This window comes from Streptomyces sp. CA-146814 (assembly GCF_050942385.1).
In the GTDB taxonomy this organism is placed as follows: Bacteria; Actinomycetota; Actinomycetes; order Streptomycetales; family Streptomycetaceae; genus Streptomyces.
In genome coordinates this window covers 493090-510451 of record NZ_CP192068.1, presented here as the reverse complement: position 1 = coordinate 510451, position 17362 = coordinate 493090, and the positions used below count along the sequence as shown (strand labels likewise).

17 protein-coding genes are annotated in these 17362 nt (G+C 73.5%); 7 read left to right on the top strand and 10 right to left on the bottom strand.

The annotated features are described in order from the left end of the window. Positions 1-256 precede the first annotated feature (256 nt). Positions 257-1156, top strand: coding sequence for a glycoside hydrolase family 16 protein (locus tag ACQP09_RS02095; protein WP_433395490.1), 900 nt, complete (start codon positions 257-259; stop codon positions 1154-1156). A 230-nt stretch (positions 1157-1386) separates the two neighbouring features. Further along, a complete protein-coding gene (locus ACQP09_RS02090; protein ID WP_433395488.1) occupies positions 1387-2379 on the top strand; it encodes an aldo/keto reductase in 993 nt (330 codons plus the stop codon). Between the two features lie 22 nt (positions 2380-2401). On the opposite strand, the gene ACQP09_RS02085 is transcribed toward ACQP09_RS02090, so the two are convergent. The 3 genes from ACQP09_RS02085 to ACQP09_RS02075 all read right to left on the bottom strand — a co-directional run bounded on the left by ACQP09_RS02085 (position 2402) and on the right by ACQP09_RS02075 (position 5070). Beyond that, positions 2402-3616 (bottom strand): serine/threonine-protein kinase, encoded by a 1215-nt coding sequence (locus tag ACQP09_RS02085; RefSeq protein ID WP_433395486.1) that lies wholly within the window; start codon positions 3614-3616, stop codon positions 2402-2404. Positions 3617-3839: 223 nt separating this feature from the next. Continuing rightward, positions 3840-4556 (bottom strand): HAD family hydrolase, encoded by a 717-nt coding sequence (locus ACQP09_RS02080; protein ID WP_433395484.1) that lies wholly within the window; start codon positions 4554-4556, stop codon positions 3840-3842. A 25-nt stretch (positions 4557-4581) separates the two neighbouring features. Continuing rightward, positions 4582-5070, bottom strand: a complete 489-nt coding sequence (locus ACQP09_RS02075) for an Lrp/AsnC family transcriptional regulator (RefSeq protein WP_433395482.1) — start codon at positions 5068-5070, stop codon at positions 4582-4584. 226 nt (positions 5071-5296) lie between these two features. Here ACQP09_RS02075 and ACQP09_RS02070 point away from each other — a divergent pair, with 226 nt between their 5' ends. Next, on the top strand, positions 5297-6805 hold the full coding sequence (locus ACQP09_RS02070; RefSeq protein ID WP_433395480.1) for an FUSC family protein: 1509 nt from the start codon (positions 5297-5299) through the stop codon (positions 6803-6805). Between the two features lie 98 nt (positions 6806-6903). Then, the gene (locus ACQP09_RS02065) at positions 6904-7956 is read left to right on the top strand and encodes a lactonase family protein (RefSeq protein WP_433395478.1); all 1053 of its coding nucleotides are present in this window, start codon (positions 6904-6906) and stop codon (positions 7954-7956) included. 159 nt (positions 7957-8115) lie between these two features. Here ACQP09_RS02065 and ACQP09_RS02060 read toward each other — a convergent pair whose 3' ends face one another. The 4 genes from ACQP09_RS02060 to ACQP09_RS02045 all read right to left on the bottom strand — a co-directional run bounded on the left by ACQP09_RS02060 (position 8116) and on the right by ACQP09_RS02045 (position 12119). Then, positions 8116-9039: a sirohydrochlorin chelatase gene (locus ACQP09_RS02060; protein ID WP_432152453.1), complete on the bottom strand. Its 924-nt coding sequence runs from the start codon at positions 9037-9039 to the stop codon at positions 8116-8118. 62 nt (positions 9040-9101) lie between these two features. Further along, on the bottom strand, positions 9102-10283 hold the full coding sequence (locus ACQP09_RS02055; protein WP_433395476.1) for an N-acetylglucosamine kinase: 1182 nt from the start codon (positions 10281-10283) through the stop codon (positions 9102-9104). Continuing rightward, positions 10280-10957, bottom strand: coding sequence for a uracil-DNA glycosylase (locus tag ACQP09_RS02050; protein ID WP_433395474.1), 678 nt, complete (start codon positions 10955-10957; stop codon positions 10280-10282). The genes ACQP09_RS02055 and ACQP09_RS02050 overlap by 4 nt, the downstream gene beginning before the upstream one ends. A gap of 76 nt (positions 10958-11033) precedes the next feature. Beyond that, positions 11034-12119: a WD40/YVTN/BNR-like repeat-containing protein gene (locus ACQP09_RS02045; RefSeq protein ID WP_433395472.1), complete on the bottom strand. Its 1086-nt coding sequence runs from the start codon at positions 12117-12119 to the stop codon at positions 11034-11036. A 220-nt stretch (positions 12120-12339) separates the two neighbouring features. On the opposite strand from ACQP09_RS02045, the gene ACQP09_RS02040 reads away from it, so the two are divergent. After that, entirely contained in the window at positions 12340-13056 is a 717-nt protein-coding gene (locus ACQP09_RS02040) for a cupin domain-containing protein (protein ID WP_433395471.1), read from the top strand. A 51-nt stretch (positions 13057-13107) separates the two neighbouring features. Here ACQP09_RS02040 and ACQP09_RS02035 read toward each other — a convergent pair whose 3' ends face one another. After that, positions 13108-13638, bottom strand: coding sequence for a GNAT family N-acetyltransferase (locus ACQP09_RS02035; RefSeq protein WP_433395469.1), 531 nt, complete (start codon positions 13636-13638; stop codon positions 13108-13110). 152 nt (positions 13639-13790) lie between these two features. Between ACQP09_RS02035 and ACQP09_RS02030 the strand changes: the two genes are divergently transcribed. Both ACQP09_RS02030 and ACQP09_RS02025 read left to right on the top strand, forming a co-directional pair. After that, on the top strand, positions 13791-14195 hold the full coding sequence (locus ACQP09_RS02030; RefSeq protein ID WP_433395467.1) for a hypothetical protein: 405 nt from the start codon (positions 13791-13793) through the stop codon (positions 14193-14195). 79 nt (positions 14196-14274) lie between these two features. After that, complete coding sequence (locus ACQP09_RS02025; protein WP_433395465.1) at positions 14275-15003, top strand: class I SAM-dependent methyltransferase; 729 nt, start codon at positions 14275-14277, stop codon at positions 15001-15003. 76 nt (positions 15004-15079) lie between these two features. Here ACQP09_RS02025 and ACQP09_RS02020 read toward each other — a convergent pair whose 3' ends face one another. Both ACQP09_RS02020 and ACQP09_RS02015 read right to left on the bottom strand, forming a co-directional pair. Further along, the gene (locus ACQP09_RS02020; protein WP_433395463.1) at positions 15080-16519 is read right to left on the bottom strand and encodes an FAD-dependent oxidoreductase; all 1440 of its coding nucleotides are present in this window, start codon (positions 16517-16519) and stop codon (positions 15080-15082) included. Between the two features lie 90 nt (positions 16520-16609). Beyond that, positions 16610-17302: a DUF305 domain-containing protein gene (locus ACQP09_RS02015; RefSeq protein WP_433395461.1), complete on the bottom strand. Its 693-nt coding sequence runs from the start codon at positions 17300-17302 to the stop codon at positions 16610-16612. Positions 17303-17362 lie beyond the last annotated feature (60 nt).

The window sequence follows — 17362 nt, the reverse complement described above, 5'->3', positions numbered from 1 at the left end:
GCGGCTCGGCCGCGCCGCCGGGTCGGTATCTCCACTCTGCCGCTGCCCGGAGGGAACCGCACGGCGGAGCCCGCCGCGTTCAGATGCATACGCCAGAGGCATGGTCCGTTCGCCCTCCGGTCTGGACCAGGATATTGACGGCTCCTGCGGCACTCCCTTAAATCAAGAAGTGAAATATGCGCCCGAGGTGTTCGCCCCAACCGTTCACCTCTCGGTGTCGATCTGTCATGCACATGTCCCCCCACGAAGCGATGTGATGATCTTGCGCCACCCGCACAAAGCCGTGCCCGCCCGCTCCCGGCGCCGCCGCACCGTCCTCTACGCGGCCTCCCTGCTCTGCTGCTCCGCCCTCCTCGCCACCCTGCCCGGCGGGGCCTCCGCGGCGCCCGGATCCGCCGCCGCGCCCGGCCCGGCCGCCGTCACCTTCGAGGACACCTTCGACGGGCCGGCCGGCTCGGCGGTCGACGGCTCGAAGTGGCAGCTGGAGACCGGCGACAACGTCAACAACCACGAGCGCCAGTACTACACCGGCGGCAACAGCAACGCCGCCCTCGACGGCCAGGGCAACCTGGTGATCACCGCCCGCAAGGAGAACCCCGGCAACTACCAGTGCTGGTACGGCACCTGCGAGTACACCTCCGCCCGGCTGAACACGGCCGGCAAGTTCGCCGCGGCCTACGGGCACGTCGAGGCCCGGGTCAAGGTCCCGCGCGGCCAGGGCATGTGGCCCGCGTTCTGGATGCTGGGCGACGACTTCGGCAATGTCGGCTGGCCGCAGAGCGGCGAGATCGACGTGATGGAGAACGTCGGCTTCGAACCCGGCACCGTCCACGGCACCCTGCACGGACCGGGCTACTCCGGCGCCGAGGGCATCGGCGCCGGCTACACGCTGCCGAACGGTGAGGCCTTCGCCGACGACTTCCACACCTTCGCCGTCGACTGGGCACCCGACTCCATCACCTGGTCCGTCGACGGCAACGTCTTCCAGCGGCGCACCCCCGCCGACCTCGGCGGCAAGGAGTGGGTGTTCAACAAGCCCTTCTTCCTCATCCTCAACCTCGCGGTCGGCGGCTTCTGGCCCGGTGACCCCGACGGCTCCACGCCCTTCCCGTCGCAGCTCGTCGTCGACCACGTCCGCGTGACCACCAGCGACTGACCGCGAGACGGCCGTCGGTGGCCCGCACGGACGAGGGGCGCGGCCCGCCGGCCGCGGTGAACCAGCAGCCCCGGTGCCTGTGCGCGGGGTCCTCCACGCACAGGCACCGGCCCCCACCCCGCTCGGCCTGATCCCCGGCCCGCCCGCCCGAGGGCGGCCCACGGACGGTGGACGGCGGCAGAGGTGCTCCTGCCGCCGCCCACCACTCTTCGCGGGAGAAGCGGAATAACATGATCCTCATGGAACAGCGCACACTCGGCAGGACCGGCCGTGACGTCTCGGTCGTCGGACAGGGCACCTGGCAGCTCGGAGGCGACTGGGGAGAGGTCCAGGAGAGCGACGCCTTCGACGTCCTCGACGCGGCCGTCGACTCCGGCGTCACCTTCTTCGACACCGCGGACGTGTACGGAGACGGCCGCAGCGAACAGCTCATCGGCCGCTACCTCAAGAACCGCCCGGACGCGGACGTCTTCGTCGCCACCAAGATGGGCCGACGCGCCGACCAGCTCCCGGAGAACTACGTCCTGGACAACTTCCTTACCTGGAACGACCGTTCCCGCGCCAACCTCGGCGTCGACACGCTCGACCTCGTACAACTGCACTGCCCGCCCACCGCCGTCTACTCCTCCGACGCCGTCTACGACGCCCTGGACACCCTGGTCGACGAGCAGCGGATCGCCGCCTACGCGGTGAGCGTGGAGACCTGCGCCGAGGCGCTGACCGCCATCGCCCGGCCGGGCGTCGCGAGCGTGCAGATCATCCTCAACCCGTTCCGCCTCAAGCCCCTGGACGAGGTCCTTCCGGCGGCCGCCGCCGCGGGCGTCGGCATCATCGCGCGGGTCCCGCTCGCCTCCGGACTGCTCTCCGGCAAGTACACCAAGGACACGGTCTTCGGCCCCGACGACCACCGCACGTACAACCGGCACGGCGAGGCGTTCGACCAGGGCGAGACGTTCTCCGGTGTCGATTACGCGACCGGGATCGCGGCCGCCGCCGAGTTCGCCGAACTGGCCCCCGAGGGCGCCACTCCGGCGCAGACCGCGCTGCGCTGGATCATCCAGCAGCCCGCCGTGACCAGCGTGATCCCCGGCGCACGCTCGGTGGAACAGGCCCGCGCCAATGCGGCGGCCGCCGCTCTGCCGCCGCTGCCGCAGACCACGCTGGACGCCGTACGGGAGCTGTACGACCGGTCGATCCGCCCGGCGGTCCACGACCGCTGGTGACCGAATGAGGGGCGGGCGGGACTCAGTCGTCCTGCTCGTCGTCCTCTTCCCGCTGCTGCCCCTGTTCCTGCCCCTGCCCCTGTTCCTGCCCCTGCTCCGGCTGCTGTCCGCCGTTCTGGACCTCCTGCGAGGCCGGTCCGGAGGGGGAGGGGCCGGGGGTGTCGGCCGAGCTGGATTCCGGCGAGAACAGGATCATCCCGAGGTAGACGGCCGCCAGGAACGTCGCCGTACCCGCGATGGCGCTCGCCACCCTCGGCCGCCGCCGGATCGCCTCCCGCGTACTGCGGCGACGGGCCGGCGCGGACCGGGAGGCGGCGGACCGGACCGTGGTGGAGCGGGACGTGGTGGAGCGTCTTCGGCCGGTGGGCTGCGGCAGCCGGTACGTCGACGGGCCCGCGGGCGCCGCCGGTGCGGACGGCGAAGGGGCGGCGGAGGGCGCGGCGCGGCGGGAGGCGGGCTTCGGCAGGACCTCCGGGCGGCCGCGCCAGGCGTCGGTACGGAACCAGTCGGAGACCTGCTGCGCGGTGGGCCGCTCCTCGGGCTTCTTGGCCAGCAGGCCGAGGAGGTACGCGTCGAAGGCGGCCGAGATGTCGACGCCGCGCTGCCGTAGCGGGACCGGCGGGGTGTCGACATGCTGGTACAACGTGGCGGTCGCGGTGTCCGACGTGAACGGCGGCTGTCCGAGCAGCAGTTGGTAGACGACGCAGCCCAGCGAGTACATGTCGGACGCGGAGTCCGCCGTACGTCCCAGAGCCCGCTCGGGCGCCAGATAGAGGCTGGTGCCGACGATGTGACCGGCCGTCGTCAGCGCGGTCGACGGGTCGTCGACGAACTGGGCGATGCCGAAGTCGCCGATCTTCACCGAACCGTCCGCGTCCAGCATCAGGTTGCCCGGCTTGATGTCCCGGTGGACGATGCCCTGGCGGTGCGCGGCGGCGAGACCGGCCGCCGCCTCACCGGCGATCCGCGCGACCTGCTCGGGGTGGACGCGCTCCTGGGCGGCGAGCAGATCACCGAGGCTCTGCCCCTCGACCAGCTCCATCACCAGGAAGAACCGGTCCTCCCAGGCCCCGAAGTCGAAGACGGCCACCAGGTGCGGGTGGCTGAGGCGGGCGGCGGTCTGGGCCTCCAGCCGGAACCGGGCGGTCGACGAGGCGTCCGCCTGGTCCCCCAGCAGCAGCTTCACGGCCACGGCGCGGCCCAGCACCTCGTCCGCGGCGCGCCATACCTCGCCCATGCCGCCACGGCCGATGGGGGATATCAACCGGTACCGACCAGCTACCAGCACCTGTTCACCTAACTCGAATCGTGGCCCGCTCCGACTGCCGGTCCATCGCGCGGCGGCCTGCCCCCGGAAGGGCGCTGCACGGCGGAGTGAACGACATGATCAGGATATCGGTCCGCGGAGCCGCCGGTGGCCGACGGCCCTGTGCCGAGGCCCGGCTGACGGCCCGGCACCTTCAGGTTCCGCTCCCCGGTCCGGCCCCGCCGAGCAGCCAGTCGTACGCGGCATCCGCCGTGAAAGCCGGCGGGCCCTCCGCGAAGAGCAGATCCGCTCCCTTGAACGCCGGGTCGGAGGCGGTGGCGGGCACATAGGGGATCGCGATGCACCGCATCCCGGCAGCGTGCGCGGCCGCGGCCCCGGGCGGAGCGTCCTCCAGCACCACGCACCGCGCCGGCTCCGCCCCCAGCCGCCGGGCCGCCTCCAGGAACACGTCCGGCTCCGGCTTCCCGTGCGCGACCTCCTCGGCGGAGACGTACAGCGGGACGTACGCCTCCAGCCCCGTGACCGCGAGCACCGCCGCGATCGCGGCCCTGGACGAGCCGGAGGCCACCGCCATCGGCACCCCGGCGGCGTGCAGGCGCTCCACGAGGACCCGCATCTGCCCGAACACCTCGGTGCCGGCCCCGGCCAGCTCCAGGTACAGCGCGTTCTTCCCGGTGAGCAGTTCGTCGACCGGGGCGTCGATCCCGTACTCGGAGCGCAGAGCGGTGAGGGTCTCGCGGGTGCCGATCCCGATGAAGCGGGTGTGGTCCTCCCAGCCGAAGTCGTGCACCCCGTACCGGGCGAGCAGCCGACGCCCCGCCTCGTAGTAGTTCGGTTCGCTGTCCACCAGCGTGCCGTCGAGGTCGAAGATCACATGGAGGCCGGATCGCGAGGTCATGGCCTCCAGCATGCCGCAGCCGACGCGGCGGGCCGCCTCACGCGCCGGTCCGGCCGCCCGCCGTCCGCCCCACGGATTCGACCAGCGGCAGCACCCGGTGCGCCACCCGCTCGCGCAGCGCCACGTCCGTCCGCGTCCGGACCACGCCCGGCAGCTGGATCAGCCGCTGGATCACGTCCTCCAGATGCCCGTTGTCCCGCGCCACCACCCGGGTCAGCAGATCCCCGCCGCCGGTGGTCGAGAACGCCTCGATGATCTCGGGCACGGCCGCCAGCGCGTCGCCGACCTCCACCAGGTGCCCCTGCGTGACCTCCAGGTGGACGAAGGCGAGGACGGGGTGGCCGAGGGCGGCGGGGGAGAGGGTCGGCCCGGTGCCGGTGATGACCCCGTCCCGCTCCAGCCGGTCGAGCCGGGCCTGCAGGGTGCCGCGGGCCACCCCGAGGATGCGCGCGTACTCCCGCACGCTGGTACGCGGCTGCTCGATCAGCAGGCGCAGGATCCGGGTGTCGAGAGCGTCCACGGCCATGGCCCGTCGGCCTCCTTCTGGTCCGAGTGGTCCGTTGGCCTCCCTGTGGCCCACTGATCCAGGGAAGAACTATGCCATTGGACCACTGCATTCGGCCTCGTTTGATCCATGGAACCTCAGGATGCTCTGATACTCATGTCGATGGCGCTGCGGACTTCCGCGGCGCCTTTTTCATGCCGAGCGCGCGGAACCCACCGGTACCCGGGGGACGCGGAAGGGGAGCAGTGTGCTGAAGCGGGTGTTCGTGGCGCCGGACCCGGGCCGGGTGCGGCTGCGGTTCGCGAGCCGGGCCGTCCTCGGGATCACGCTCGCGGTCGCGCTGTGCGGACTCGTCGGGCATTCGCTCGTCGCCGCCATCACCGGCGGCCTCGCCGCGCTGCTCGCCCTCTTCACGGTCACCGACGCCACGGTGCGGCAGCAGGCCGTCACCACCGCGCTGCTCCCCGTCGCCGGGCTCCCGGTCCTCGCCGTCGCCGCCGTCCTGCACGACCAGCCCGTCGCCCGCGACCTCGTTTTCCTCGCCGTCATGGGCGCGGGCGTCTTCGCGCGGCGCTGGGGCCCGCGGGGGCACTCGCTCGGTGTCTTCGCGTTCATGACCTTCTTCGCCGCCCAGTTCCTGCACACGGTGCCGCAGCAGCTGCCCGAGCTGTACGCCGCCGTCCTGCTGTCCGTCGCCGCCTCCTCCACCGTCCGCTTCGGCCTGTGGTGCTACGAGCGGCGGCTGCCCGCCGTGGCCGTGCCCACCGCCCCGGAGGGGCGGGGGCTGGCCCGCGTCACCACCCGGCAGGCGGTCCAGGCCACCGTGGGCGGCGCCTTCGCGCTGGGTCTCGGCCAGGTCCTCTCCGACCAGCGCTGGTACTGGGCGGTCGGCGCCACCTGGTGGGTGTTCGTCAACACCACCTCACGCGGCGAGACCCTCGTACGCGGCTTCCGCCGGGTGCTGGGGACCGTGATCGGTATCGCGGCCGGATTCTTCGTCGCCATCCCGTTGGAGGGTGCCGGGGCGCCGACCGCCGGCATCGTCGCGGTCTGCGTCTTCGGGATCTTCTACACGGCGGCGGTCTCGTACAGCTGGATGATGTTCTTCGTGACCGTCATGGTCGGCGTGCTCTACGGCGTCCTGGGCGTCCTGGACGCCTCCCTGCTCTGGCTGCGGGTGGCCGAGACGGCCGTCGGCGCGCTCGGTGCGGTGCTCGCGGTGCTGGTGATCCTGCCCGTGACGACCCACGCCGTCACCGACGCGTGGATCCGCAAGGCCCTGCGGTGCGTCCACGCCTGCGCGGCCGAGGCCGCCGAGCGCCTGGCCGGCTCGCTCACCGCCGACCCCGGACCCCGGGTCGCCGAGCTGGAGGTGCTGCTCGGCCGGGTCCGGCTCTCGCTCGCCCCGCTGGTGCACCCGCTGAGCCCGCTGAAGGCCCGTAAGACGCGGGCGCGCCAGGTGCTGGCCCTGCTCGACGACTGCGTACGGGAGGTGCGCGGCCTGGCCTCCATCGCCGCGGACCCGGCCGCCTCGCACGACGCCCGGCTCTCGGCCGCCTGCTCCCGGGTGGAGGAGGCGGTGGAGGAGCTGCTGCGCCAGGAGAGCCGGGAGGAGCGGGGAGCCGTGCGCGCGGGCGTACAGCCGGGGGCCGCCGTGGACCACCCGGCCCTGGCCCACCTGCACGGCCTGGAACGGGCGCTGGCCGACCTCGCCACACCGCTGCACAGCTCGCCCCGGGCCCCGATCGCCGCCTGAGTCCTCGGTGACCACCTTGCAGATTGGTCCAGACCTGAGGTGGGCTGCCTGCTACCGTCGGCCGGAAGATCACGGCGACGGTGAAGTGGGGTAGTGCGATGGGCGGCAGCAGCACCGGGCGGGCATTCATGGGGTCGTTCACCTCGGCGGGCGGCCTCGGCGTCACCGTCGCGGAGGTGGACCGGAACACCGGGGCGCTGACCGTGCTCGGTTCCTCCGACGCCGTGCCGGACCCCTCGTTCCTCGCGCTCGGACCGGGCGGAGAGGTCTTGTACGCGGTCGGCGAGTCCGCCCCGGGCTCCGCGGCCGCCTTCGACGTCAGCGGCGACGTACCGGCCCTTCTCGGCCCCGTACGGCCGGTCCGGGCGGACGGCCCCACCCACCTCGCGCTCGCCGCGGGCCACCTGCTCACCGCCAACTACGGATCCGGCAGCGTCACCGCCCTGCCCGTCCTCGCCGACGGAACGCTCGGCGAGGTCTCCTCGGTCGTCCGGCACGAGGGCGGCGGCCCCGACAGCGAACGCCAGGAGGGCCCGCACGCCCACCAGGTGCTGCCCGACCCCTCCGGCCGCTGGGTGGTCAGCGTGGACCTCGGCACCGACTCCGTACGCGTCAACGCCCTGGACCCCGCCACCGGTGCCCTGGAACCGCACGGCGAGACCGCCCTGCGCGTGGGCACCGGCCCGCGCCACCTGGCCTTCCACCCCTCGGGCCGCTACGCCTACGTGCTGAACGAGCTGGTACCGACCCTCACCGTCTGCCGGTGGGACGCGGAGGCGGGCCGGATGGAGCCGCTGGGGGAGGTTCCGGTGCTGCCCGAGGGTGATCCCGACGGCTCCGTGCGGGCCTACCCGTCCGAGGTGGTCGTCGCGCACGACGGGCGCTTCCTGTGGACCGCCACCCGGGGCCACGACAGCATCTCGGTCCTCACTCTCGACGAGACCGGCGAGAAGGCCGCTCTGGTGGCCACGGTCGGCTGCGGCGGCCGCTGGCCCCGCGACCTCACCCTCGACCCGAGCGGCCAGTGGCTGTACGCGGCCAACGAGCACTCCGGGAACGTCAGCTGGTTCGCCGTGGACGCCGGGACGGGCGTCCCGCAGCACGCGGGCTCGGTGGAGGTCCCGGCGGTCTCCTGCGTCGTCTTCGGCTGACGGGGAGCCGTGCCCGGAGACGCGCTGCCCGCAGACGCGCTGACCGGAGACGTATCGGGGGCCGTACCCGCAGACGCGCGGAGGCCGCGGCCCGGAACGGGGAATCCTCCGTTCCGGGCCGCGGCCTCCGTACGTCGCTGCCGCCTCCGTGGGCCCGCGTCAGTGCGCCTGGGCGCCCTGCGGGGTCGCGGGCGTGATGCCGAGCGCCGTGGCGTACAGCGACAGCACGAGCTTGCCGATCGCCGGGTAGGCGCCCAGCGGCTCGGCGGTCGCGCAGCCCGCCTCCTTGGCGGCGGCGTCCAGCAGACCGGGGTCGACCTCCGGGCCCACCAGGTACGGCGCCAGCGCGAGCTGCGCCGAGCCGGAGCCCTGGAGCTGCTGCGCGATCGAGGCGACCGAGCCGTCCACGTCCAGCGCGGCGGCCATCACCGGCACGGCGAGCCGGGCGGCCAGCAGCATGCCGGTGATCCCGGCGGCCTGCACGGCCTCCTCGCCGCCCACCGTGGCCAGCACGATGCCGTCGGCGGCGGTGGCGACGGTGAAGAGCCGGGCCCGGTCGGCGCGCGCCAGTCCGGCCTCCGACAGCCGTACGTGGAGGGCCTCGGCGAGCAGCGGATGCGGACCGAGCACGTCGGTCAGCTCCACCTGCGTACCGCTGTCCATCACGGCCTGCCGTATCCGCCGGATCAGCGAGGCGTCCGGGCCCGCGAGCAGCGGGACCACGACGGAGGCGGGACCGGTGGGCTCGGCAACCTCCCGGCCGACGGCGACGGCCTGCTCGTAGCGCTGGACGCGCTCGGCGGCGGAGTGGGTGAGAACGGTGGCCAGGGACGGGTACTCGGCGTCGTCCCCGTCGAGATAGCCGATCCGGGCGTTGAGGCCGGGCAGCTCGGAACGGGCGATGCTGATCACCTCTTCGGCCAGAGCGCGCGAGGCCGAGGAGGGGGTACCGGGAACGGCGAGAACGAGCGCGGCAGCGCCCTCAGGTGCGACCACGGGCTCCGGGCGGCGGTGCCGTCCGGACTGGCGAGGTCGCGGCATTCGTACAGGCAGGCCGGAAGCGGGCCCAGTGGGGGTGCTCATGGCGCCGCATGCTACTGGTTTTGGATGCCCCTCTGTTCGGGGAGGGTCCGGTCGAGCGTTAACTATCCGCTTATGTCCGATGAGTGGCGTACCGGTGAAGTGTCCCTGTCTGTCGGCCTGTCCGCCGCCCCGCTCGCCGTCCTGTCCGCCGGTACGGAGCCGGGTCCGGGCTCCCCGTCCCGTACCGCTGCTCCCAGGCTCCCGGAAGGCTCGCCTCCGGTCTCCACGAACAGCATCGTCGGGTGGTGCGGCAGCCGCAGACCGTCCCGGGCCAGAGCGCGCGCGATCCGGAGTGCGCCGGTCAGCGGATCGCCCGTCCCGGTGGTCACCCGCGCCGACGGAACCAGCCGCGCCAACTCCTCGCGCACCGGCCCGACCAGTGGCTCGCCCATCCGGAACAGCCCACCGGTGAGGGCCACTTCGCAACCGCCGTCGGCCTCGGCCCCGGCCGCCGGACAGACGGCCGCCGCCGCTTCGGCGATACGGATGCCCGCCTCCCGCAGAATGCCCGCCGCGACCTCGTCCGCTCCGGCGCACGCCGCCACCTCCGGGGCGAACGAGGCGAGCACGGCCGGGCGGTCGGAGCGCGGGTAGAGCAGTCCGGGCAGCCCCTCGGCGGGACCGAACACGGCGTGCAGCCGGGCCAGCAGAGCGGCGGAACCGCCGCGCCGACCGTCATGGGCGCGCATCGCCGCTTCGAGCCCCGCCCGGCCGATCCACGCGCCGCCGCCGCTGTCACCCAGAAGATGACCCCAGCCGTCGGCCCGCTGCCATGCCGTGAGGTCCGTACCGAGCGCGATCAGGCCCGTGCCACCCGCGACGACCGCCCCGGGACGCTGTCCCACCGCGCCCGCGTACGCCGTCACCGCGTCGGCGGCCAGCGCCATCCGGCGGACCCCCAGCGCCGCCGCGAGCGCGCCGGGCAGCTCCGCCCGCAACCGTCCGCCGAGCGTGGCCATTCCGGCGGCCCCGATCGCCAGCGAGCCGATCGCCGATGGGCCCTCGCCCGGTCGCTCACCACCGGCCCGCTCCAGCAACGCCGCCGCCGCGGGCAGCAGTTGCTCCAGCAGATGGGCCGCGTCGATCCCTCCGGCCCCCGTCCGCACCGGCTCGGCGCAGACGGCCGTGAACAGCGGCCCGTCCACGTCCACCCGGCCCAGCGCCACCCGCAGCCCCGACCCGCCGGAGTCGACCCCGAGGACGTACTCCTCGGAGGTGGTCGCCGGGGGCGGGCCGTCCGTCACGGCAGGCGCCAGTCGACCGGCTGCGCTCCCTGGCGCTCCAGCAGCTCGTTGACGCGGCTGAACGGCCGCGAGCCGAAGAACCCGCGGTCGGCCGACATCGGCGAGGGGTGCGAGGACTCGATTGCGGGGAAGTTGCCCAGCTGCGGTCGGAGATTGCGGGCGTCGCGCCCCCACAGGACCGACACCAGCGGCGTGCCCCGGGCCACCAGCGCCTTGATCGCCTGCTCGGTCACCTCTTCCCAGCCCTTGCCCCGGTGCGCGGCGGGCCGCCGGGGCGCGGTGGTCAGCGCCCTGTTCAGCAGCAGCACCCCCTGCTGGGTCCACGGCGTGAGGTCCCCGTTGGACGGGCGGGGCAGGCCGAGGTCCGCGTGCAGCTCCCGGAAGATGTTCTCCAGGCTGCCCGGCAGCGGCCGGACATCGGGCGCCACGGCGAAGCTCAGACCGATCGCGTGCCCGGGGGTCGGATACGGATCCTGGCCGACGACGAGGACCCGCACCTCCTCGAACGGCTGTTGGAACGCCCGCAGTACGTTGGCCCCGGAGGGCAGGTACGTACGTCCTGCGGCGATCTCCGCGCGGAGGAAGTCGCCCATAGCGGCGATGCGTTCAGCGACGGGTTCGAGGGCATCGGCCCACCCCGGGTCCATGATTTCTTTCAACGGTCGTGCTGCCACCCGCCGCACTCTACTGGTGATACGACCACTCCGATCAACTGCCGTCGGCCGAGAGCCGGAGCCCCTGCCCGGCCGCTCAGCCGAGGGCCACCGCCCTCACACAGAGCACGTCCGGCAGATGCGAGGCGAGCAGCTGCCAGCTGTCGCCGTCGTCCGCGCTCGCGTACAACTCGCCGTTGCGGTTGCCGAAATAGATCCCGGCCGGGTCCGCGTCGTCCGTACAGAGCGCGTCACGCAGCACCGTGCCGTAGTGCTCCCCGCCCGGCAGGCCCACGGTGAGCGGTTCCCAGGTGCGCCCCGCGTCGCGCGTCCGGAAGACCCGGCAGCGGTGCTCCGCCGGGACCCGGTCGGCGTCCGCGTTGATCGGGAAGACATAGGCCGTGTCGCCGCGGTGCGGGTGCGCCACGGCGGCGAAGCCGAAGTCGGACGGCAGGCCCGCGCCGATGTCGCTCCAGCTGTCGCCGCCGTCGTCGCTGCGGAAGACGCCCCAGTGGTTCTGGAGGTAGAGCCGGTCCGGGTCGGCCGCGTCCCGGGTGACCTTGTGGACGCACTGGCCGAACTCCGGGTCCGGATCCGGCAGGAAGACCGCCGAGACGCCCTTGTTCGCCGGCTCCCAGCTCTCCCCGCCGTCCTTCGTCCGGAACACGCCCGCCGTCGACACCGCGACCGTCACCGCACGCGGGTCCCGCCGGTCGGTGAGGACGGTGTGCAGCCCCTCCCCGCCGCCGCCCGGCTCCCACTTCGACCGCGTCGGGTGCTCCCAGAGCGGGCGGACCAGCTCGAAGGACTCGCCCCGGTCCTCGGAGCGGAACAGCGCGGCCGGCTCGGTGCCCGCGTAGACCACGTCCGGCGCCTCCGGCCCGGCCGGCTGCAACTGCCAGACGCGCTCCAGCGAGGCCCCGGTGAACTCGGGGAACTTCACCGCCGGCCGCTGCGGCTCGACCCAGCTCTCGCCCAGGTCGTCGGAGTGGAAGACGGACGGCCCCCAGTGCGCGCTGTCGCCGCCCGCCAGCAGCCGGGGCGTGGCCCCGCGGGTGTCGATGGCGACCGAATAGATCGCCTGCGCGTTGAAGTGCGGCCCCTCGATCTTCCAGTTCCCCTCGTGCCTGCGGCCGATGAAGAGACCCTTGCGGGTGCCCACGGTGAGGAGTACGTCGGTCATGGTCGAGACCTCCCGAAACGCCGTTGTGCCGGATGTGAGCCAGTCTGCACCCGACCACTGACAGTGGCTCGCGCACGCGCCCGGCGCGGCCGCCGACCGACCCGGAGAGCGTCCGGGCGCCGACAGCTCCCTTGACCGTCGTCCGGCGGCGGCTCTAGCGTTCACCTGCCGTAGAAAGCGCTTACGGTCTTCTGCCGCGCCCCGCGACCTTGGAGCACCCGTGGTGACCTTCGAAGGACTGCCCGGCGCCGTCGCCGTCTCCCACCTGACCGTCTACGACTGGCCCGCCGCCGACGGCCTGCGCGGCGGCACCCCGCACCTGCACCTCACCTGCTCCGAGGGGTACGTGGTGGTCGGCGGCAGCGGCTCCGTACAGACCCTCACCGCCACCGGCTTCCGGCAGACGCCGCTGGCGCCCGGAGCGCTCGTCTGGTTCACACCGGGCACCATCCACCGGCTGGTCAACGAGGACGGGCTGCGCGTCGTCGTCCTCATGCAGAACAGCGGGCTGCCGGAGGCCGGTGACGCCGTCCTCACGCTGCCGCCCGCCCTCCTAGCCGACCCGGACGCCTACCGCGCGGCCGCCGCGCTGCCACCGGACGGTACGGAGGCAGCGCGGGAGCGGGCGGCGCGCAGCCGGAGGGACCTCGCCGTCGAAGGGTTCCTCGGCCTGTGCGAGGCGGCGGAGGCGGGCGATCCGGAGCCCCTTGCCGCCTTCCACCGGGCCGCCGCCACGCTCGTCCGGCCCCAGGTCGCGGAGTGGCGCGCCCGCTGGGAGCGGGGAGCAGCCCTGGCCGCCGCCGCGACCGCCGCCCAGCTCGACGCGCTGGAGCGTGGCGAGTGGGACCAGCTGGCCGAGGCCCGGGTACGGGAGCAACGACCGGTGGAACGCGGGAGGTTCGGCATGTGCGGCCGGCTGGACGTCTACCGGGTCTGAGCGACGGGTGCCTGGACGTCTGCCGGGCCTGAGCGGCGGGCGCTTGGACGTCTACCGGGCCTGAGCGGCGGCGGGGACGGAGACGCGCGGGCAGGTCAGCAGCCGTGTGGTGCTGCCGTCGTCCTCCTGGATGTCCCGTACGTGGACGAAGCCGATCCGGCCCAGCACGGCCAGCGACGCGGCGTTCTCGGCGGCCACGGTCGCGTGCACCTCCGCCAGCCCGAGGGTGTCGAACCCGTGCGCGACGAGAGCGAGCGCCAGCTCCGTACCGAGGCCACGGCCCCAGGCGGAGGGGGCCAGCGCGTAGATGATCTCGTGGCCGCCGGAGGCCTCGGTCGGCTTGATCTCGGCATGGCCGACGAGCTCGCCGTCGGCCTTGACCGCCCAGACCTCGAAACGGTTCTCGGCGTAGACCTTGGTGAAGATCCGGCTGAAGAGCGCCCGGTCCTCCTCCTCCGTGGACGGCCCGTCGCCCATCCACCGGGAGACCGAGGTGTCCTGGAACAGGGCGACGAACTCCTCCTCGTCGGCGGGCGTGTACGGGGTGAGCAGAAGGCGGTCGGTACGCAGCAGAGGGTTCACAGGGGGTGACGCTACGGGCGGCCCGCCCGCCCGTACAACCGAATTTCCCTGGTCAGCGGTCTTCGGTGCAGCTGAGATGCTGGAGAAGCACACACCACAGCGGCACACACCACAGCAGCACGCACCACCGGATCGGGCACGAGGAGCAGGCGATGGGCAGCGGGATCACGGACGTCGACGGTCACGACGTGCCGGTGGCGGTGACCCCGGGCGGGGCCGGGCCCGACCCCCGTGTCTCCGTAACGCTGTCGCCTCCAGCGGGCGAGCTGCGCTGGTCGTGCACTCCGGCCGCCGCCCGGGAGCTGGCCGCCGCGCTGGTCCGGGCGGCCGAGGAGACGGAGAACGCACCCGGCGAGGAGCCCGTCACGGTGGCGGCGGGCGAGCTGCGCCGCGGGGACGTACGGGACGGGGCGAGGGCCATGACCGTGGACGGCGTACGGACCGACGGCTCCACGGCCCACATCACCTGGAAGGCCCCCACCGGCCGCACCTGGACCCAGAGTTACGACGTCAACGCCGCGATCACGCTCAGGCGCCGGCTGCCCGGCACCCGCTGACCCTCCGGACCTGCCGCGATGCCGTCGGGAGCGGCGACTCCGGTCCCGGCCCGTTCTCCGTCTCGCTAGGCTGGCCGCGATGTTCACCAACCAGGGCCCGACCCTCCGCGAACTGGCCGTCCAGGCGCTCTCGTCGACCGAGGGCGGCTACGACCTCCTCGCCCCGAAGTTCGACCACACGCCCTACCGGACCCCGGACCGCGTCCTCGACAGCGTCACCCGCGCGCTGGAGCCGCTGGGCCCCTTCGGCACCGGCCTCGACGTCTGCTGCGGGACCGGCGCGGGCGTGGGTGTGCTGCGGCAGGTGTGCCGGGAGCGGGTGGCCGGGGTCGACTTCAGCGCGGGCATGCTCGCCGAGGCCCGTGCGGCGCTCCCGCCGATGGACGGCGGACCGGCGGTCGACTGGGTACGGGCCGACGCCCTGGCCCTCCCGTTCGCTCCGGCCTTCGATCTGGCCCTGAGCATCGGCGCGTTCGGCCATTTCCTGCCCGCCGACCGCTTCGGGCTCTTCGCCGAGGTGTACGGGTCGCTCCGGCCGGGCGGCCGGTTCGTCTTCCCGATCGGGGCTCCGCCGGCCGTGGGGTCGCGCGCCTACTGGTCGTTCCTCGGCTTCGACGCGGCGATGCGGGTGCGGAACGCCCTGTGGCGGCCGAAGTTCATCATGTACTACCGCACGTTCCGGCTCTCCGACGTGCTCGACGACCTCACCGACGCCGGATTCACCGTGCGATTGATGGCCCTGACCGACCTGGGCCGGCGGCCCGACGGCGCCCCGCGCGCCCGCCTGGTGGTGGCGACCCGGGAGTGACCGGGCGGCTCACACCTCCGATCCGGGAGACCCCGGGCGGCTCACGCCTCCTGGTCCGGCATGACGCAGGAGGGTCTCACCCCTCCTCGTCCCGCGCCGCCGCCAGCAGCCCCTGCCAGTCCGGGATCTTCACCGGCCCCCGTCCCAGCGAACGCCCCAGGGCCGCCTCCGCGCGCTCGATCGACAGCCAGCCGTCCCACGTGACCGGCTGCTGCCCCCAGGCCCGCAGCACGGCCACCGGATCGTCGGCGGCGGGCCGCAGGGCGAGCAGCGGCGCGTCCTCGATCAGCGAGGCGACGGTCTCCTTGGCGCAGGACCGGTTCGAGCCGATCACCCCGGTCGGCCCGCGCTTGATCCACCCCGCCACGTACGCACCGGGCGAGGGCACCCCGTCCCGCAGGACCCGCCCCGCAGCGTGCGGCACCGTCCCGCGCACCGGGTCGAACGGCAGACCGGGCAGCTCCACACCCCGGTAGCCGACCGCCCGCAGCACGAGCTGGGCCTCGACGTCCTCGTACGCACCGGTGTCCCGCACACCCCCGGCACCGTCCGGAGCCGTACGCGCGAACCGCACCCCGGCGACCCGCCCGCCGCGCTCCAGCAGCTCGACCGGCCGCAGGAAGAACCGCAGCCGGATCCGGCGTACGAGATCGGCCACGCCGGATTCCCCAGGCACCGCCCCCGCAAGCTCCCCAGGCACCGGCCCCGCAGGTTCCCCACGCACCGCCCCCGCACACTCACCCCCCGCCGCCCAGCCGCGCAGCACGTCCAGGTTGCGCCGTACGACCGCGGGCAGGGGCAGCCCGTCCGGGGCCGCGTACGCCGGGTCCAGGGCCAGATCCGCCGGGTCGACGACGATCCGGGCGCCGGGCAGCGCTCCCAGTTCCCGCAGCTCCTTGGTGGTGAACCGGGCCTGGGAGGGGCCGCGCCGGCCCGCGATGAGCACCTCGCGCACTCGGCTGCCGGCGAGCGCCCCGAGCGCGGCCCTCGGCACATCGGTGGCGCGCAGTTCGTCGGCGCCGCGCGCCAGGATCCGGGCCACGTCGACCGCCACGTTGCCGACGCCGATCACCACGGCCGAACGGGCCTGGAGCGCGAAATCGTCGGGGGCGATGTCCGGATGGGCGCTGTACCAGGAGACGAACCGGGTGGCCGAGAAGCTCCCCGGAAGATCCTCGCCCGGCACCGCCAGCGGCCGGTCGGCGGCGGCTCCGACGCAGTAGACGACCGCGTGGTACAGCTCCGCCAGCCGGGCCGGAGGGACGCCGTCCGCCCCGCCGACCTGCACATGGCCGACGAAGGTGACCCGCTCGTCCTCCAGGACGGCCCGCAGGCTGTTCTGGAGCGACTTGATCTTCTCGTGGTCGGGGGCGACCCCGTACCGCACCAGGCCGTACGGGGTCGGCAGCCGGTCCAGGACATGGACGCGGACATCGGGCACGAGCGACTGGTTCAGCAGGGCCTGGGCGGTGTAGACCCCGCTCGGGCCGGAACCGACGACGGCGACTCGGAGCACGGCGCACCTCTTCCCGGAGGGTGCTTCCAGCATCGCACCGACGGCCGGAACACGGGCTGTCCGACGGCCATGCCCGGGATGCCGCGGTGCTCACGTCATCAGCGCCCGCATCCGGTTGATCTCCACGGTCTGCTGGGCGACGACATCGCTCGCCATCTCCTCGACGAACACGTCGTTCCCCTCGGCGAGCGCCTCCGTGGCCATGGTGATCGCTCCCTGGTGGTGGGTGATCATCAGCTCCAGGAAGAGCGTGTCGAAGGTCTTGCCCTTCGCCGCGCGCAGCTCCTTCAGCTGTGCCTCGGTCGCCATCCCGGGCATCCCGGCGTGGTCGTGGCCGTGGCGCTGTGCGCGATCCTCGCCGCCGTTCTTCTTCAACCAGCCTTCCATCGCGCCGATCTCCGGCTTCTGGCCCGCCGATATGCGCTCGGCGAGGTTCTTCACGGCCGTGGCCGAGGCGCGGTCCGGGGCCAGTTCGGTCATCACGAGGGCCTGGGCGTGGTGTTCGGTCATCATCTGCGCGTAGCGGAAGTCGGCGGAGTTCGCGGTGTCCCGGCTCACCTCCTTCGCCGCCTCCTCGGCGGTGAGCGTCCGGTTGGGCTCACCCGGTCTGCCCGGGGCCACCACGCCGGGACCGGTCTCCTTGCCCGCGGCCGGTTTCGTATCGCCGCCGTCGCCGTCGCAGCCGCCCAGGACGAGGACGGCGGCAACCACCGCCGCCGCGAGGACGGTTGCGCGCGGACGGGCGGACGGGCGGTGGATCAACACGGCGACCTCCTGTGTCACACGGTGGTGTTGCAGACCGTTCCTAGCACGCCCGCGAGGGGGCAAAGATCAAAAACTTCA

Coding starts and splice junctions, on each gene's coding strand:
- ACQP09_RS02095 (WP_433395490.1), top strand. CDS start 257: ATGATCTTGCGCCACCCGCACAAAGCCGTGCCCGCCCGCTCCCGGCGC.
- ACQP09_RS02090 (WP_433395488.1), top strand. CDS start 1,387: ATGATCCTCATGGAACAGCGCACACTCGGCAGGACCGGCCGTGACGTC.
- ACQP09_RS02085 (WP_433395486.1), bottom strand. CDS start 3,616: ATGGGCGAGGTATGGCGCGCCGCGGACGAGGTGCTGGGCCGCGCCGTG.
- ACQP09_RS02080 (WP_433395484.1), bottom strand. CDS start 4,556: ATGCTGGAGGCCATGACCTCGCGATCCGGCCTCCATGTGATCTTCGAC.
- ACQP09_RS02075 (WP_433395482.1), bottom strand. CDS start 5,070: ATGGCCGTGGACGCTCTCGACACCCGGATCCTGCGCCTGCTGATCGAG.
- ACQP09_RS02065 (WP_433395478.1), top strand. CDS start 6,904: ATGGGCGGCAGCAGCACCGGGCGGGCATTCATGGGGTCGTTCACCTCG.
- ACQP09_RS02060 (WP_432152453.1), bottom strand. CDS start 9,039: ATGAGCACCCCCACTGGGCCCGCTTCCGGCCTGCCTGTACGAATGCCG.
- ACQP09_RS02045 (WP_433395472.1), bottom strand. CDS start 12,119: ATGACCGACGTACTCCTCACCGTGGGCACCCGCAAGGGTCTCTTCATC.
- ACQP09_RS02030 (WP_433395467.1), top strand. CDS start 13,791: ATGGGCAGCGGGATCACGGACGTCGACGGTCACGACGTGCCGGTGGCG.
- ACQP09_RS02025 (WP_433395465.1), top strand. CDS start 14,275: ATGTTCACCAACCAGGGCCCGACCCTCCGCGAACTGGCCGTCCAGGCG.